General features: G+C 72.5%; 14 protein-coding genes. 6 read left to right on the top strand and 8 right to left on the bottom strand.

The genetic code is table 11. The features are described 5' to 3' along the window. Positions 1-21: 21 nt before the first annotated feature. The 3 genes from AMK18_RS17215 to AMK18_RS17225 all read left to right on the top strand — a co-directional run bounded on the left by AMK18_RS17215 (position 22) and on the right by AMK18_RS17225 (position 5,267). Positions 22-1,467: an FGGY family carbohydrate kinase gene (locus tag AMK18_RS17215; protein WP_073863452.1), complete on the top strand. Its 1,446-nt coding sequence runs from the start codon at positions 22-24 to the stop codon at positions 1,465-1,467. A 135-nt stretch (positions 1,468-1,602) separates the two neighbouring features. After that, positions 1,603-3,336, top strand: a complete 1,734-nt coding sequence (locus AMK18_RS17220) for an ABC transporter ATP-binding protein (protein WP_018103305.1) — start codon at positions 1,603-1,605, stop codon at positions 3,334-3,336. Beyond that, the gene (locus tag AMK18_RS17225) at positions 3,336-5,267 is read left to right on the top strand and encodes an ABC transporter ATP-binding protein (protein ID WP_026171545.1); all 1,932 of its coding nucleotides are present in this window, start codon (positions 3,336-3,338) and stop codon (positions 5,265-5,267) included. Before AMK18_RS17220 ends, AMK18_RS17225 begins: the two co-directional genes overlap by 1 nt. Before the next feature lie 38 nt (positions 5,268-5,305). On the opposite strand, the gene AMK18_RS17230 is transcribed toward AMK18_RS17225, so the two are convergent. The 6 genes from AMK18_RS17230 to AMK18_RS17255 all read right to left on the bottom strand — a co-directional run bounded on the left by AMK18_RS17230 (position 5,306) and on the right by AMK18_RS17255 (position 12,919). Next, positions 5,306-6,349, bottom strand: coding sequence for an RNA polymerase sigma factor (locus tag AMK18_RS17230; RefSeq protein WP_018103303.1), 1,044 nt, complete (start codon positions 6,347-6,349; stop codon positions 5,306-5,308). A gap of 153 nt (positions 6,350-6,502) precedes the next feature. Beyond that, the gene (gene dnaG, locus AMK18_RS17235; protein WP_073863453.1) at positions 6,503-8,410 is read right to left on the bottom strand and encodes a DNA primase; all 1,908 of its coding nucleotides are present in this window, start codon (positions 8,408-8,410) and stop codon (positions 6,503-6,505) included. A gap of 106 nt (positions 8,411-8,516) precedes the next feature. After that, positions 8,517-9,776, bottom strand: coding sequence for an NAD(P)/FAD-dependent oxidoreductase (locus tag AMK18_RS17240; RefSeq protein WP_073863454.1), 1,260 nt, complete (start codon positions 9,774-9,776; stop codon positions 8,517-8,519). An 89-nt stretch (positions 9,777-9,865) separates the two neighbouring features. Beyond that, on the bottom strand, positions 9,866-11,188 hold the full coding sequence (locus AMK18_RS17245) for a deoxyguanosinetriphosphate triphosphohydrolase (RefSeq protein WP_073863455.1): 1,323 nt from the start codon (positions 11,186-11,188) through the stop codon (positions 9,866-9,868). Positions 11,189-11,224: 36 nt separating this feature from the next. After that, the gene (locus AMK18_RS17250; RefSeq protein WP_073863456.1) at positions 11,225-12,016 is read right to left on the bottom strand and encodes a sirohydrochlorin chelatase; all 792 of its coding nucleotides are present in this window, start codon (positions 12,014-12,016) and stop codon (positions 11,225-11,227) included. A 99-nt stretch (positions 12,017-12,115) separates the two neighbouring features. Next, positions 12,116-12,919: a Cof-type HAD-IIB family hydrolase gene (locus tag AMK18_RS17255; RefSeq protein ID WP_018103298.1), complete on the bottom strand. Its 804-nt coding sequence runs from the start codon at positions 12,917-12,919 to the stop codon at positions 12,116-12,118. Between the two features lie 133 nt (positions 12,920-13,052). Here AMK18_RS17255 and AMK18_RS17260 point away from each other — a divergent pair, with 133 nt between their 5' ends. Beyond that, positions 13,053-13,778, top strand: coding sequence for a SanA/YdcF family protein (locus tag AMK18_RS17260; protein ID WP_073863457.1), 726 nt, complete (start codon positions 13,053-13,055; stop codon positions 13,776-13,778). A 24-nt stretch (positions 13,779-13,802) separates the two neighbouring features. On the opposite strand, the gene cutA is transcribed toward AMK18_RS17260, so the two are convergent. Together cutA and AMK18_RS17270 are read right to left on the bottom strand one after the other, a co-directional pair. After that, entirely contained in the window at positions 13,803-14,144 is a 342-nt protein-coding gene (cutA, locus tag AMK18_RS17265) for a divalent-cation tolerance protein CutA (protein ID WP_073863458.1), read from the bottom strand. A gap of 67 nt (positions 14,145-14,211) precedes the next feature. After that, positions 14,212-14,835 (bottom strand): NADPH-dependent FMN reductase, encoded by a 624-nt coding sequence (locus tag AMK18_RS17270; RefSeq protein WP_073863459.1) that lies wholly within the window; start codon positions 14,833-14,835, stop codon positions 14,212-14,214. A gap of 93 nt (positions 14,836-14,928) precedes the next feature. Between AMK18_RS17270 and AMK18_RS17275 the strand changes: the two genes are divergently transcribed. Next, positions 14,929-15,729 carry an aminotransferase class IV gene (locus AMK18_RS17275; protein WP_073863460.1) on the top strand — a complete coding sequence of 267 codons (801 nt, stop codon included), beginning with the start codon at positions 14,929-14,931 and terminating at the stop codon, positions 15,727-15,729. Between the two features lie 2 nt (positions 15,730-15,731). Then, positions 15,732-16,205: a DUF5990 family protein gene (locus AMK18_RS17280; protein WP_073863461.1), complete on the top strand. Its 474-nt coding sequence runs from the start codon at positions 15,732-15,734 to the stop codon at positions 16,203-16,205. The last annotated feature ends 339 nt before the right edge of the window (positions 16,206-16,544 follow it).

The raw sequence follows: 16,544 nt of genomic DNA on the forward strand, positions 1-16,544 counted from the left end.
GGGGTGCGGCAGAATCTGTGTATGGGCATAGTCGCCGGCTTGGACAGTTCTTCCGCGTTCACACACATCGTGGTCTGCGATACGGACACGGGCGCCGTACTGCGCGAGGGGTACGCCCCGCACCCCGTCGAGGCCAAGGCCACCGAGGCCGACCCGCAGGCGTGGCTGCTCTCCCTGGGGGAGGCCGCCACCGGCGGGCTGCTCGAAGGGGTGCAGGCCATCGGCGTGTCCGCGCAGCAGCACGGGCTCGTCCCCCTGGACCACCAGGGCAATCTCGTACGCCCGGCGCTGCTCGGCAACGACAAGCGGGCGCAGGCCGCCGCGGCCGATCTGATCGACGGGCTGGGCGGGCGGCAGGCGTGGGCCGAGGCGGTCGGCGCGGTGCCGCAGTCCGCGCAGCCGGTGGCGAAGCTGCGCTGGCTGGCGCGGTCCGAGCCGGAGCAGGCGCAGCGGGTGGCGGCGGTGCTCCAGCCGCACGACTGGCTGGTGTGGCAGCTGCTCGGGCGGCCGGCCCGGCGGACCACCGACCGGGGTGCCGCGTCCGGCACGGGCTACTGGTCGGCGGGGACGGAGTCCTACCGGCCGGACCTGGTGGAGCTGGCGCTCGGGCACGAGGCCGCGCTGCCGGAGGTGCTCGGTCCGTCCGACGCCGCCGGGATGACGCCGGAGGGGCTGCTGATCTCCGCGGGGACCGGCGAGACGATGGCGGCGGCCTTCGGGCTGGGCGTCGGGGTCGGGGACGCGGTCGTGTCGCTGGGGGCCTCGGGCTCCGTGATGGCCGTGCACCACGAGGCGCTGGCCGATCCGACCGGGATGATCACGTCGTTCGCCGACGCGACGGGCATGCACCTGCCGGTGGTCCACACGTCGAATGCCGTACGCGCGCTGCGCGGGACCGCCGAGATGCTGGACGTGGAGGGGCTCGATGCCCTGTCCGCGCTGGCGCTGAAGTCGACGCCCGGCTCCTCGGGGCTCGTACTCCTGCCGTATCTGGAGGGTGAGCGGACCCCGCAGCTGCCGCACACCGCCGGGACCCTGTGCGGGCTGCGGCGGGAGTCGATGAAGCCGGAGCACCTGGCGCGGGCCTCGTTCGAGGGGATGCTCTGCTCGCTCGCGGACGCGCTCGATGTGCTGCGCGGCCGGGGCGTGGAGGTGCGGCGGGTGTTCCTGCTGGGCGCGGCGGCCGAGCTGCCCGCGGTGCAGCAGCTGGCGCCCGCGCTGCTGGGGACGCAGGTGGTCGTGCCGCAGCCCGCCCAGTACGCGGCGCTGGGCGCGGCCCGGCAGGCGGCATGGGCGCTCGGGGTCTCGCAGGGGGCGCTCGACGGGCGCACTCCCCCGGCCTGGCAGGGCGCGGCGGCGCAGGTGCTGGAGCCCGGCGAGGAGCTGCCCGTGGGGCAGGCGGTGCGCCAGCAGTACATCGCGACGCGGGACCAGATTCACCCGGGAGCGTTCGACCCGGCACAGTGAGTGCGGAGGGACCGCGAAATTATGGACCGGGTCCGTTTTTTGACCTGGACTTGAATAAAAACGTTCGCGGTCCCGGTGAGCGGTGCCGGAAGATGGGTCGGCTCCCCCGACCTACGCCGACTCCGAGAGACACGCGTGCTCATAAAACTCCTGCGGACCTATCTCGGCCCGTACAAGAAACCGATCGCGGTGCTGGTCGTCTTCCAGCTGTTGCAGACCTGCGCCACGCTGTACCTGCCGACCCTCAACGCCGACATCATTGACAACGGTGTCGTGAAGGGGGACACGGGCTACATCCTCCAGTACGGCGGCGTGATGATCGTCGTCAGCATCGCCCAGGTGGTCTGCAACATCGGGGCCGTCTACATCGGCGCCCGCACCGCGTCCGCGCTCGGGCGGGACGTGCGGGCGTCGGTCTTCGACCGGGTGCAGTCCTTCTCCTCCCGCGAGGTCGGCCGGTTCGGCGCCCCGTCGCTGATCACCCGTACGACCAATGACGTCCAGCAGATACAGATGCTGGTCCTGATGACGTTCACGCTGATGGTGTCGGCGCCGATCATGTGTGTCGGCGGCATCATCATGGCGCTGGGCCAGGACGTGCCGCTCTCGGCCGTGCTGCTCGCGGTGGTGCCGGTCCTCGGGATCTCGGTCAGCCTGATCGTGCGGAAGATGCGTCCGCTGTTCCGGCAGATGCAGAAGCGGCTCGACACGGTGAACCGGGTGCTGCGCGAGCAGATCACCGGCAACCGCGTCATCCGCGCGTTCGTGCGCGACGGCTACGAGGAGGGGCGCTTCCGGGGTGCCAACACCGAGCTGACGGACGTGGCGCTGTCCACGGGCCGGCTGATGGCCCTGATGTTCCCGACGGTGATGACCGTGGTCAACGTGTCGTCCATCGCGGTGGTCTGGTTCGGCGCGCACCGCATCGACAGCGGCGGGATGGAGATCGGCGCGCTGACGGCGTTCCTCGCCTATCTGATGCAGATCGTCATGTCGGTGATGATGGCGACCTTCATGTTCATGATGGTGCCGCGCGCCGAGGTGTGCGCCGAGCGCATCCAGGAGGTCCTGGAGACGGAGTCCAGCGTCGTCCCGCCGGTCGAGCCGGTGCGCGAGCTGCGGGCCCACGGGCACCTGGAGGTGCGCGGCGCGGACTTCCGCTACCCGGGCGCCGAGGAGCCGGTGCTGCGGGCGGTGGAGCTGGTGGCGCGGCCGGGCGAGACGACCGCGATCATCGGGTCGACGGGCAGCGGGAAGTCGACGCTGCTCGGGCTCGTACCCCGGCTGTTCGACGTGACGGACGGGCAGGTCCTGGTCGACGGGACCGATGTGCGGACGCTGGACCCGGTGCTGCTGGCGAAGACCGTGAGCCTGGTCCCGCAGAAGCCGTACCTCTTCTCGGGGACGGTGGCGACGAACCTGCGGTACGGAAATCCGGACGCGACCGACGAGGAGCTGTGGCACGCGCTGGAGGTGGCCCAGGCGAAGGAGTTCGTCCAGGCCCTGGAGCACGGGCTCGACGCGCCGATCGCGCAGGGCGGCACCAATGTCTCCGGCGGTCAGCGCCAGCGGCTCTCGATCGCACGGACGCTGGTGCAGCGCCCGGAGATCTACCTCTTCGACGACTCGTTCTCGGCGCTGGACTACGCGACCGACGCGGCGCTGCGGGCCGCGCTCGGGCGGGAGACCGCCGAGGCGACCGTGGTGATCGTGGCGCAGCGGGTCTCCACCATCCGGGAGGCCGACCGGATCATCGTGCTGGACGAGGGGCGGGTCGTCGGGACCGGCACCCATCACGAGCTGATGGACGGCAATGACACATACCGGGAGATCGTGCTCTCCCAGCTGACGGAAGCGGAGGCCGCGTAATGGCCGGGCCTGGCGGACGCATGATGGCGGGCGGGGCGCCGACCGAGCGGTCCATGGACTTCAAGGGGTCCTCGAAGCGGCTGCTGAAGCGCTTCGCCGTCGAGAAGAACACCCTGTACGTGATGCTGGTCGCGGTCGCGTGCAGCGTCGGGCTCTCCGTGGTCGGCCCGAAGATCCTCGGCAAGGCGACGGACCTGGTCTTCGCCGGGGTCGTCGGCCGGTCCATGGACGCGGGGACGACCAAGGAACAGGCCGTGGAGGGCCTGCGCAGGAGCAACAGCGGCCTGGCCGACATGCTGTCCGGGGTGGACTTCACGCCGGGGCAGGGCATCGACTTCGGCGCGGTCGGCGACATCCTGCTGATGGCGCTGGCGGTGTACGTCGGCGCGGGGCTGCTGATGCTGGTGTCGACGCGGCTGTCGATCCGGATCATCAACCGGGTCGTGTTCCAGCTGCGCGAGGACATCCAGACGAAGCTGTCGCGGCTGCCGCTCTCGTACTTCGACCGCGCCAAGCGCGGCGAGGTGCTGAGCCGGGCGACGAACGACATCGACAACATCTCGCAGACGATGCAGCAGACGATGGGCCAGCTCATCAACTCGCTGCTGACGATCATCGGCGTGCTGGTGATGATGTTCTGGATCTCGCCACTCCTTGCGCTGGTCGCGCTGGTGACCGTGCCGCTGTCGGTGGTCGTGGCGACGAAGGTCGGCAAGCGCTCGCAGCCGCAGTTCGTGCAGCAGTGGAAGGTGACGGGCAAGCTCAACGCCCACATCGAGGAGATGTACACCGGCCACACCCTGGTGAAGGTCTTCGGCCGGCAGGAGGAGTCCGCGAAGGACTTCGCCGAGCAGAACGAGGCGCTGTACGAGGCCGGGTTCAAGGCGCAGTTCAACAGCGGGATCATGCAGCCGCTGATGATGTTCGTGTCGAACCTGAACTACGTGCTGATCGCCGTGGTCGGCGGGCTCCGGGTGGCGTCCGGCTCGCTGTCGATCGGTGATGTGCAGGCGTTCATCCAGTACTCGCGGCAGTTCTCGATGCCGCTGACCCAGGTCGCCTCGATGGCCAACCTGGTGCAGTCCGGTGTCGCCTCGGCGGAGCGGATCTTCGAGCTGCTGGACGCCGAGGAGCAGGAGGCCGACCCGGCGAAGGGCGAGGGCGAGCACCCCGGCATCCTGCGCGGCAGCGTCGCGCTGGAGCACGTGTCGTTCCGCTACGACCCGGAGAAGCCGCTCATCGAGGACCTGTCGCTGAGCGTCGAACCCGGCCACACGGTCGCGATCGTCGGCCCGACGGGCGCCGGCAAGACGACGCTGGTCAACCTGCTGATGCGGTTCTACGAGGTGACGGGCGGCCGGATCACGCTGGACGGCGTGGACATCGCGAAGATGTCCCGGGCGGACCTGCGCGCGGGCATCGGCATGGTCCTCCAGGACACCTGGCTGTTCGGCGGGACCATCGCGGAGAACATCGCCTACGGGGCCTCCGGGGACGTCAGCCGCGAGCGCATCGAGGAGGCGGCGCGGGCGGCCCACGCCGACCGCTTCATCCGGACCCTGCCGGACGGTTACGACACGGTGATCGACGACGAGGGCTCCGGGGTCAGCGCGGGCGAGAAGCAGCTGATCACCATCGCCCGGGCGTTCCTGTCCGACCCGGTGATACTCGTGCTGGACGAGGCGACCAGCTCCGTCGACACCCGGACCGAGGTGCTGATCCAGAAGGCGATGGCGGGCCTGGCGCACGGCCGTACGAGCTTCGTGATCGCGCACCGGCTCTCCACCATCCGGGACGCCGACGTCATCCTGGTCATGGAGAACGGCTCGATCGTGGAGCAGGGCACGCACGACGAACTGCTGGACGCGAAGGGCGCCTACGCCCGGCTGTACGCGGCGCAGTTCGCCCAGGCGGTCGCCGAGGTCGACTGAGCGGTACGGCCGCTCCGCGGCTGCCTCGGGCGCGAGTTCTAGTCGAGGTAGCCGCGGAGCTGGTCGGCGGAGGCGTGGTCGCGGAGTCTGCTGAGGGTCCTGGACTCGATCTGGCGTATGCGTTCGCGCGTCACGCCGAAGATGCGGCCGATCTCCTCCAGGGTGCGGGGCCGTCCGTCGACCAGCCCGTAGCGCAGCTGGACCACCTTGCGTTCGCGCTCGCCCAGGGTGGAGAGGACCGCCTCCAGGTGCTGGCGCAGCAGCAGGAAGGCGGCGGACTCCACGGGGGAGGCTGCGTCCCCGTCCTCGATGAGGTCGCCGAGCGAGACGTCCTCCTCCTCGCCGACCGGGGCGTGCAGCGAGACGGGTTCCTGGGCCAGGCGCAGGATCTCGCCGACCCGTTCGGGCGTGAGGTCGAGGTGGGCGGCGACCTCCTCGGGGGTGGGCTCGTAGCCGCGTTCCTGGAGCATGCGGCGCTGGACCCGGACGACGCGGTTGATCAGCTCCACGACGTGGACCGGGACCCTTATGGTCCGGGCCTGGTCGGCGAGGGCGCGGGACATGGCCTGCCGGATCCACCAGGTCGCGTACGTCGAGAACTTGTAGCCGCGCGCGTAGTCGAACTTCTCGACGGCGCGGATGAGCCCGAGGTTCCCCTCCTGGACGAGGTCGAGCATGGTCAGGCCGCGGCCCACATAGCGCTTGGCGACGGAGACGACGAGGCGCAGGTTGGCCTCGATGAGGCGGCGCTTGGCCATGCGGCCCATGACGACGAGCCGGTCCAGGTCGACGGCGAGGCGGGTGTCGGGGTCCGGGGTGCGGGCGAGGCGTTCCTCGGCGAACAGGCCGGCCTCGATGCGCCGGGCGAGCTCCACCTCGTCGGCGGCGGTGAGCAGCGGGATGCGCCCGATCTCGCGCAGGTACTGGCGGAACAGGTCCGAGGTGGGCCCGGCCTCCGGTCTCCCGCGCGGCTCCGGGGGCTCGTCCGGCTCCTCCATGACCCCCTCGGGGTGGTGCGCCGCCCGGGCCTGTACGGGGACGGCCGGGGCGCGCTCGGCTTCGGTGACGGTCCGGGTCTGCACGGGGGCGACCTCCAGGTGATCGCTGCCGGACCGCGGGGGTGGGGCCGCGCTCCGATGACTCAGGGCACCGCCTTCAGTGTGGGGTACGACACACAGCTGCCACGAGGGGCGTGCGGTGACTTTCTGAATCCGTGCCGTGACGCGGAGGTCACGTCAGAGCGCGTCGGCGCCGTGGTTCCGCAGGGTCTGGGCGTACTGCTGGAGGACCCAGACCTCGTTCTGCGCGGCGGCGAGGTGGTCGGGGGCCACGTTGCTGCCGAGGCGGGCCAGGCTGCTCTGGACGTCGTTGATCCGGCGGTCGACGGCGCGCAGGCGGACCTTGACCAGGTGCTCGCCTGCGTAGGTCTCGTCGATGGACTTGCCGTGGAAGACCTCGACCGCGAGCTCGGTGATCAACTTGCGGACGGATTCGTTGGGCGTGGCGTCGAGCACCCGGACGAGGTATTCGCGGCTGTCGGCGAGGCCCTGCTCGGCGCCGCCCGCCTCCGCGATGCATTCGCGCACGGCGGTGTAGGGCGGTGCGGTGAACTCGTCGGAGCCGTAGGCGTCGAAGGCGGGCGCGACCAGCTCGGGGCGCTGGAGGGCGAGCTTGAGCAGTTCGCGCTCGGTGCGGTGGGCGGGGCTGCGGAGGTTGAGCGCGGGCCCCGAGGGGACGGGCGCGGCCTGGACCTGCTGGTGCCGGGCGCCACCGCGGGCGGCGGGGGCGGGTCCGCGCCGGTCGCCGCCCCGGCCGCGGGCCCACTGGGCGAGCTGGTTGATCCGGTGGACGACGTACTCCTGGTCCAGGATGCCGATGAAGCCGGCCAGCTGGACGGCGACCTCGCGCTGGACGCTGCCCGTCTTGATCTTGGCGACGACGGGGGCGGCCTCGTCCAGTGCGGCGGCGCGGCCGGCCGGGGTCTCCAGGTCGTAGCGCCCGACGATCTGGCGCAGCGCGAACTCGAAGAGCGGGGTGCGGGGTTCGACCAGGTCGCGGACGGCGTCGTCGCCCTTGACCAGGCGCAGGTCGCACGGGTCCATGTTGTCCGGGGCGATGGCGATGTACGTCTCGGCGGCGAACTTCTGGTCGTCCTCGAAGGCGCGCAGGGCGGCCTTCTGGCCGGCCGCGTCGCCGTCGAAGGTGAAGATCACGCGAGCGCTGCCGTTGTCCATGAGGAGGCGGCGGAGGATCTTGATGTGGTCGCCGCCGAAGGCGGTGCCGCAGGTGGCGATGGCGGTGGTGACCCCGGCGAGGTGGCAGGCCATCACGTCGGTGTAGCCCTCGACCACGACGGCCCGGCTGGACTTGGCGATGTCCTTCTTGGCCAGGTCGATGCCGTACAGCACCTGGGACTTCTTGTAGATCGGGGTCTCGGGGGTGTTGAGGTACTTCGGGCCGTTGTCGTCGTCGCGGAGCTTGCGGGCGCCGAAGCCGACGACGTCCCCGGCGGTGTCGCGGATGGGCCACATCAGGCGGCCCCGGAAGCGGTCGATGGGGCCGCGCCTGCCGTCCTGGGAGAGGCCGGAGGTGATCAGCTCCTTGTCGCTGAAGCCCTTGCCGCGCAGGAAGCGGGTGAGGTGGTCCCAGCCGGCCGGGCTGTAGCCGACGCCGAAGTGGGCGGCGGCGGCCTGGTCGAAGCCCCGGTCCGCGAGGAACTTCCGGCCGATCTCGGCCTCGGGGCCGTTCAGCTGCTCCACGTAGAACTCGGCGGCCACCTTGTGCGCCTCGACCAGCCGGATCCGCTCGCCGCGCTGGTGGGAGGGGTTGTAGCCGCCCTCCTCGTAGCGCAGGGTGATGCCGGCCTTGGCGGCGAGCCGCTCGACCACCTCCGCGAAGGTCAGGTGGTCGATCTTCTGCACGAAGGCGATCGTGTCGCCGCCCTCCTGGCAGCCGAAGCAGTGGAAGAGACCCTTGCTCGGACTGACCTGGAAGGAGGGGGACTTCTCGTCGTGGAAGGGGCAGAGGCCCTTGAGGTTGCCTCCGCCCGCGTTGCGCAGCTGGAGGTACTCGGAAACGACGGCGTCGATCGGGACCGCGTCCCGTACCGCCTTCACATCGTCGTCATTGATCCTGCCTGCCACGCGTTGAAGTCTACGGGTGGGCTCGGACAGGAACGGCCGGGGCGGGGGTCCGCCCCGGGCCGGTGCGGAGGCGGGAGCGGGATCCCGCGCACCGGCCCGGGACCGCTCAGACCAGGGATTCCAGGAGCACCGAGGGGTCGGCCAGGGCGTCCGGGTCGACGGGGCGGCCGGCCCGGATCAGCTTCTGGATGTGCTCCGTGACGTCCCACACGTTGACGTTCATCCCGGCCAGCACGGTGCGGTCCTTCAGCCAGAACGCGATGAACTGGCGCTTGCCCGCGTCGCCCCGGATGACCACCTGGTCGTAGGAGCCGGGCGGGGCCCAGCCGGAGTACTCCAGGCCCAGGTCGTACTGGTCGGAGAAGAAGTACGGCACCCGGTCGTAGGCGACGTCCTGGCCGAGCATGGCGCGGGCCGCGGCCGGGCCGCCGTTCAGCGCGTTGGCCCAGTGCTCGACCCGCAGCCGGGTCCCGAGCAGCGGATGGGCGGCGTTCGCCACGTCACCGGCGGCGTAGATGTGCGGGTCGCTGGTGCGCAGCGAGGCGTCGACGGCGATGCCGCCGCCCTGCTCGCGCGGGGCGATCTCCAGACCGGCCGCCTCGGCGAGCGCGGTGCGGGGGGCGGCGCCGATGGCGGCGAGCACGTCGTGGGCGAGGTGCTCCTCGCCGTCGTCGGTGCGCACCGCGAGGACCATGCCGTCCTGGCCGACGATCTCGGTGAGCCGGCCGCCGAAGTGGAAGCGGACGCCGTGGTCGCTGTGGAGCTCGGTGAAGATCTGGCCGACCTCCGGTCCGACGACCCGGAGCAGCGGGGTCGCCTCCGGTTCGACCACGGTGACCTCGGCGCCGTAGCCGCGGGCGGCGGCCGCGACCTCCAGGCCGATCCAGCCTGCTCCGGCGATGACCAGGTGGCCGTTGTCCCGGCCGAGGGCGGCGAGGACGTTGCGCAGCCGGTCGGCGTGGGCGAGGCGGCGCAGGTGGTGGACGCCGACCAGGTCGGTGCCCGGGACGTCGAGGCGGCGGGGTTCGGCGCCGGTGGCGAGGAGCAGCTTGTCGTAGTGGATGACGGTGCCGTCGCCCGTCTCGACGGTGCGCGCCTCGCGGTTCAGGTCGGTCACGGACTGGCCGAGGTGGAGCTCGATCTCGGCGCCCGCGTACCAGGCGGTCTCGTGGACGAAGACGCTGTCGCGGTCCTCCTTCCCGGTCAGGTACCCCTTGGACAGCGGCGGGCGTTCGTACGGATGGTCGCGCTCGTCGCCGATCAGGATGACCCGGCCGCTGAATCCCTCCGACCGGAGCGTCTGGGCTGCCTTCGCCCCGGCCAGCCCTCCGCCGACGATGACGAACGTCCGATGTGCGTCGACCACGTGATGCCTCCTCGGTGCTTGCTGCGCGGCGCCAACTGCGAGCGTCCCGCACGCAGCGTAGTGGGGGAAGGGGGTGTGGCCCGATCAGGTCACTCCCGGTGGCGGCCGGGCCCCCGGGTGAGGTGGGTGTGCAGGGTGCGGGCGGAGGCGTCGGTGAGGGCGGCGATCTGGTCCACGAGGACCCGCTTGCGGGCGCGGTCGTCGGGCGCCGCCTCGTACAGCGCGCGCAGCTGCGGTTCGAGCCCTTCGGGGGCGCGGGCGGTGAGCGCGGCGGCCAGCTCGGCGATGACGATGCGCTGGTCGGCGCGGATCTCCTCCTGCTCGGCGCGCTGCATCACGTAACGGTCGGCGATGGCCTTGAGCACCGCGCACTCGTTGCGCGCGTCGCGCGGGACGACCAGCTCGGCGGCGTAACGGGTGAGGCGTCCGGTGCCGTACGCCTGGCGGGTGGCGGTCTCGGCGGCGAGGCAGAAGCGGCCGATCAGCTGGCTGGTGGCGTCCTTCAGGCGGGCCTGGGCGACGGCGGACCCGTCGTAGCCGTGCGGCCACCACTCCTGGGCGATGAGCCGGTCGAGCGCGTCGGCCAGCTCCTGCGGGTCGGTGTCGGCGGGCACGTAGCGGCCGATGGCGACGTCCCAGATGTCGCGGCGCTCCGGCTCGGCCTCCAGACAGTTGGGGTCGATGTGGCCCGCGTGCAGCCCGTCCTCGAAGTCGTGCACGGAGTACGCCACGTCGTCGGACCAGTCCATGACCTGGGCCTCGAAGCACTTGCGGTCACGGGGGGCGCCCTCGCGGAACCACCGGAAGACCGGCAGGTCGTCCTCGTAGACCCCGAATTTGGGCGAGCCGGGGTCGGTGGGGTGGGCGCCCCGGGGCCAGGGGTACTTGGTGGCGGCGTCGAGGGCGGCGCGGGTGAGGTTGAGGCCGACGCTGACCAGGTCGCCGGTGCGGGTGTCGGGGACGAAGCGCTTGGGTTCGAGGCGGGTGAGCAGCCGCAGCGACTGGGCGTTGCCCTCGAAGCCGCCGCAGTCGGACGCGAAGTCGTTGAGCGCCTGTTCGCCGTTGTGGCCGAAAGGCGGGTGTCCCATGTCGTGGGAGAGGCAGGCCGCCTCCACCAGGTCGGGGTCGCAGCCGAGGGCGGCGCCCAGCTCGCGGCCGACCTGGGCGCATTCCAGGGAGTGGGTGAGCCGGGTGCGGGGGCTGGCGTCCCAGGCGGGGCCGCGGGTGCCGGGCGTGACGACCTGGGTCTTCCCGGCGAGCCTGCGCAGCGCCGCGGAGTGCAACACGCGGGCGCGGTCGCGCTGGAAGGCGGTGCGGCCGGGCCGTTTGTCCGGCTCGGGGTCCCAGCGCTCGGCGTCGGCCGGACCGTAGGGGGCCGTACCGGGGTGCTGTGTGCCATCCGTGCCGTTCATGCGTCCGAGGTTAATCGGCCGCGCCGACAGGGCGGGTCAGGCGGAGGCTGCGAAGCGGGTGTTCACAGGTATGTCGCACAGCGCCGCTCCGGCCGCCGCGCGCGCCTGGTCGTAGCGGTGCAGGACCAGCCGGGCCAGTGCGGGGTGGGCGCCGAGCGGGGCGGCGGCGATCCACGGCGCGTGGGCGGCGGCGGCCGAGGCGAACCGCCCGGGCGCGGTGAAGTAGGAGGCGACGGCGATCCGGCGGTGGCCCCGGGCGGCGAGCGCGCGCACGGCGGCGGGCACGGTGGGCGAGGCGGCGGAGGCGTACGCGGGCACGACGGGCACGCCGCCGAGCCGTTCCCCGAGCAGCAGCGCGGTATGCCGGGCGTCGGCGGCCGATTCGGGGTCGCGCGACCCGGCGGCGGCGAGGACGACGGCGCTCCCCCGCTCCGACGCGTGCCAGCCGGCCTCGGCGAGCCGGTCGTGCAGCGCCTCCACCAGCAGCGGGTGCGGCCCGAGCGGCGCGGCGACGCGGGCCCGCAGCGCGGGGGCGGCGGCGACGGACGCGGGGATGTCGTGCTTGACGTGGTGCCCGCGTCCGAGCAGCAGCGGTACGAGGACGGCCTCGCGGGCACCGAGGGCGTCCAGGGCGTCCGGCAGGAGCGGCGCGTTGAGCTCTATGTGGCCGAGGCGGACGTCGAGCCCGGGGCGCAGTTCGCGGACCCGGTCCAGGAGCGCGGCGACGGCCTGCGGGGTGCGCGGGTCCCGGCTGCCGTGGGCGACGGCGACCAGGGCGGGGGCGGCGGACGCCGGGCGGTTCGCGGGAAGGTGCCGGATGCGGTGCATGGGGTCGATGGTCGCGGACGCACGTTGCCGGGGCGTTGCAGGTCGGTCACGCGGGTTTTCCGCCGCCTCACGGGGGAAGCGCGGCGGCCGGGAGGGCCCTCAGCCCCTCCCCCGTCCCGCGAACAGGTGCTCGATGACCTGGGCCACCCCGTCCTCCTCGTTGGTCCGGGCGTGCGTCTCCACGGCGGCCAGCACCGACGGGTGGGCGTTGGCCATGGCGTAGCCCGTACCGGCCCAGGCGAGGACCGTGAGGTCGTTGGGCATGTCGCCGAACGCGATGACGTCCGCCGCCTCGATGCCCCGCTCCGCGCAGAGCAGGGAGAGGGCGCCGGCCTTGGTGACGCCGGGGGCGCTGATCTCCAGCAGCCCGCGCCCGCCGGAGTGGGTGAGCTGGACGGTGTCGCCGGCCCCCTGGCGGGCGGCGGCGAGCAGGGTGTCCGCGTCGAGCCGTTCCGTCCAGGCGAGGAGCTTGGTGACGGGGGCCTCGGTGAGCCACAGCTCGGCGAGGGAGGCGACGGGGAGTTCGGCGCCCTCGTCCTCGGACAGGCGCAGCCGGTAGGCCGGTTCGTAGAAGACCTGGTTGCCGGTCTCCAGGGCGAAGCCGACGCCGGGGACGGCGGCGGCGAGCGCGGTGGCGACCTGCTGCGCCACGGCCAGGGACAGCATCTGCGAGGAGACGACGCTGCGGCTCGCTATGTCGTACACGAGGGCCCCGTTGCTGCACACCGCCGTGCCCACGAGGCCGGTGGCCTCGGCCAGCCGGTCCACGAAGCGCGGCGGCCGGGCGGTCACGATGACGATCTCCGCCCCGGCCTCCTCGGCGGTGCGCAGGGCGCGCAGGGTGCGGGGCGAGAGCGAGCCGTCCCCGCGCAGAAGGGTGCCGTCGAGATCGGAGGCGATCAACCGTGGAAGCGACATCGCCCGATGGTACGCGGACCGCCCGGGCCGGTCCGAGAACCCTTTCGGCCGCCGGATCGTCCAGTAGGGCAGGGGCGGCTGGGCCCCGGGAACCAGGGGCGGGCGAGTGAGGGTACGGATGCGGCGGACACCGGGGGCCGAGCGGGCGCGGGGCGTCCGGCTGCTGAGAGCCCTGCGGCCCCGGCTCCCGAAGTCGCGGCGGGGGCGGCGGCGGGCGGTGCAGGGGGTGATGGCCGCGTGCGTGCTGGCGCTCGCGCCCGCGACCTGGCTGCATGTGGTGGCCGATGCCCGGATCAGGACCGTGGAGGACGTGCCCGCGCGGCAGGTCGCGGTGGTGTTCGGGGCCGGGCTGTGGGACGGGAAGCCGTCCCCGTACCTGGCGAACCGGCTGCGGACGGCCGCCGCGCTCTACCGGGACGGCAAGGTGAAGGTCGTCCTGGTGACCGGGGACAACAGCCGCGTGGAGTACGACGAGCCGGACGCGATGCGGGCGTTCCTGGTCGGGAAGGGCGTGCCGGACGACCGGATCGTCAGCGACTTCGCGGGCTTCGACACCTGGGACTCGTGCGTGCGGGCGAAGAAGATCTTCGGCGTCGACCGGGCGGTGCTGGTGAGCCAGGGCTTCCACATCCGCCGTGCCATCGCGCTGTGCCGGGCGGCGGGGATCGACGCGTACGGGGTCGGGGTGGACGCGAAGCACGACGTCACCTGGTACTACGGCGGGACGCGGGAGGTGTTCGCGGCGGGGAAGGCGGCGCTCGACGCCCTGTTCGAGCCGGACCCGCACTTCCTGGGCCCCCGCGAACGGGGCGTGGAGGACGCGCTGGCGGCGGCCTCCCGCTGACCGGAGGGCCGGGCCGGCCCGGCCTCAGACCGAGGTGACCGGGGCCGTCTCGGCCGAGACCCAGCCCAGGTAGCGGGCGCTGCCCCGGATCACCGGCAGGGCGATGATCTCCGGGGTGTCGTAGTCGTGCGCCTCCTGGAGGTGGGCCTCCAGCTCCTCGTACCGCTCGGCCGTCGTCTTGCAAAAGAGCTGCCACTCCTCGGTGGCCTCGATGGCGTTCTGCCAGCGGTAGACGGAGGTGACGGGCGCGGAGATCTGCACGCACGCGGCGAGCCGCGCCTCGACCACTCCCCGCGCCAGTTCCCTGGCCTTCTCCTCGCTGTCCGTCGTGGTCAGTACGGTCAGCCATGCGGGCGTCGTCGTCACGTCGGCCTCTCCTCGCGGTGGTGGGCGGTTCCCCACCGATTGTGGGGTGCCGCCTCCCGCCGCGCCATCAGCCGCCGTACGGGTGGGCCCGCTTCGCGTCCCGCAGCGCGCGGCCCCACCAGACGAGCTGGTCGAGCAGCGTCTTCACGGCGGCGTCCGGACCCGCCGGGTCGCGGTGCCTGCCCGCGTCGTCGAACTGGGCGCCCGCGTTGTGGAAGGAGACGGTGTCGCGGATCGAGACGGTGTGCAGCTCGGCGAAGACCTGGCGTAGGTGCTCGACCGCGCGCAGTCCGCCGGAGACCCCGCCGTAGGAGACGAACGCGACGGGCTTGGCCTGCCACTCGTCGCGGTGCCAGTCGATGAGGTTCTTCAGGGGCGCCGGGTAGGAGTGGTTGTACTCGGGGGTGACGACGACGAAGGCGTCCGCCTCGGCCAGCCGGGCCGAGACCCCGGCCAGCACCTCCCGGGCGTCGCCCTCCAGGCGGTAGGAGAGGGCGGTGGGCAGATCGAGACCGGCGACGTCGACCACGTCCGTGTCGATCGCGGGATGGGCGTCGGCGTGGGCGAGGAACCAGTCGGCGATGACGGGGGCGAACCGGCCCTCGCGGTTGCTGGCGAGGATGACGGCCACCTTCAGGGGGGCGTTCGCGGGCAGGGCGGAGGCGGTGGATTCCGCGGTGATGAGGTCCATGGCGAAGACGTTCGACCATCAACCATGGTTGAGGTCAAGCGCGATCGGGAACGGGCCTCCCGCCGGACGGCGGCGGCCGCATACCGTGGCCGTATGACGACTCCAGCAGCGACGGCCCTCCCGTACGCAGAGTTCGACGGACGGCCCGCCACCGAGGACGATCTGGGCCGGGCGCTGTTCTTCAACTACGGCCACTTCACGGCGATGCAGGTACGCGAGGGCCGGGTGCGCGGTCTCGATCTCCACCTGGCCCGGCTGGACGCGGCCAACCGCGAGCTGTTCGAACTCCCCCTGGACGGGGAGCTGGTGCGCCGGCTGATCCGGCACGCGCTGGAGAGCGCGGACACGGCGGACGCCTCGGTGCGGGTGCACGCGTACCTGCCGCCGGGGAACACCGCGACGACCGTGATGGTGACGGTGCGGGAGCCGGGCGGGATGGACCCCGGCCCGAAGAGCCTCAAGTCCGTCCCGTTCGCCCGGACCGCCGCGCATCTCAAGCGGCCCGGCGAGTTCGGCCAGACCTACTACGCGAACCTGGCCCGCCGCGCCGGTTACGACGACGCGCTGCTGACCCTGCCCGACGGCTCGGTGACCGAGGGGGCCGTCACCAACATCGGCTTCTGGGACGGCACGGCGGTCACCTGGCCGCAGGCCCCGGCCCTGTCCGGCGTGACCATGGGCGTCCTGGAACGCGAGCTCCCGGGCGCGGGCCTGACCTCGCTGCGCCGCCCGGTGACCCTGGACGGGCTCGGGGCGTTCCGCTCGGCGTTCCTCACCAACTCGCTGGGCATGGCCCCGGTCGCCCGGATCGACGACACCGCGTTCACGGTGGACGCGGAGCTGATGAAGCGTTTGGCGGCGGCGTACGAGGCGGCACCGGGCGAGGCGGTCTGACCATGGAGGCCCCCCTGCTGCTCCACATCGAGGGATCACGCCTGCCCGGGCGCTCCTGCCCGGCCGGGCCCGGCTTCCCCGGCTACGAGAACATCCACGTGGGCGTCCAGCGCAAGGACCGCCCCGGCGAACTCCTCGGCCCGACCCCGGGGGACGCGCCGGGCGCCCACTGGACCCTGGAGTGCACGGCGGCCGAGGACGCGGAAGGGGTCGCGGTCCGGGGGCCGTACGTGCAGAACCGGCTGGGCGGGCGCTTCGTGTACCTGTCCTGGGGCACGGTCGACGCGGACGGCCTGTTCACGATGTTCCGGCGGGCCAAGCTGATGTTCGCCGACGTCGACCCGGCCGTCCTGGCGGCGGCCGTGCGCTCGGGACATCTCACCGCCCGGCTTCCGCTCTCGGACGCCGAGGGGCGGCCGCTCTGCGCGCGCGTCCGGCCGCCGGTGATCGAGTGGTCGGCCTCGGGGCGCCCCTGACGCAGTCCGCCCCCTCCGGACCCAGGGGGGAGAGGTCCGGAGGGGGCGTCGGCCGGGGGCGGCTGTGCGCACCGTCCCGTGGGGGGTTGTGATGCGTGTTCCCGCTCAACGACGTCTCACGCATGTGATGTACGCCACATTGCCGGGCGGGTCCGTCACCCGAACGGCACCAGGGGGCCGCGGACCGCGCACCCCACCCTCCGCCACACCCGTGACCTGCGACGACACCGTTTGGCAAGGGGGCCACGCCGGGCCGGACGGGTGAGAGCTGACTCGGTGTCAGCAGGCATGGGGGCCGGTCCGGCTGTTGGCTCGGAGCCAGGACACACCCGCCAGCGC

Source organism: Streptomyces sp. CB01249, assembly GCF_001905735.1.
Classification (GTDB): domain Bacteria; phylum Actinomycetota; class Actinomycetes; order Streptomycetales; family Streptomycetaceae; genus Streptomyces.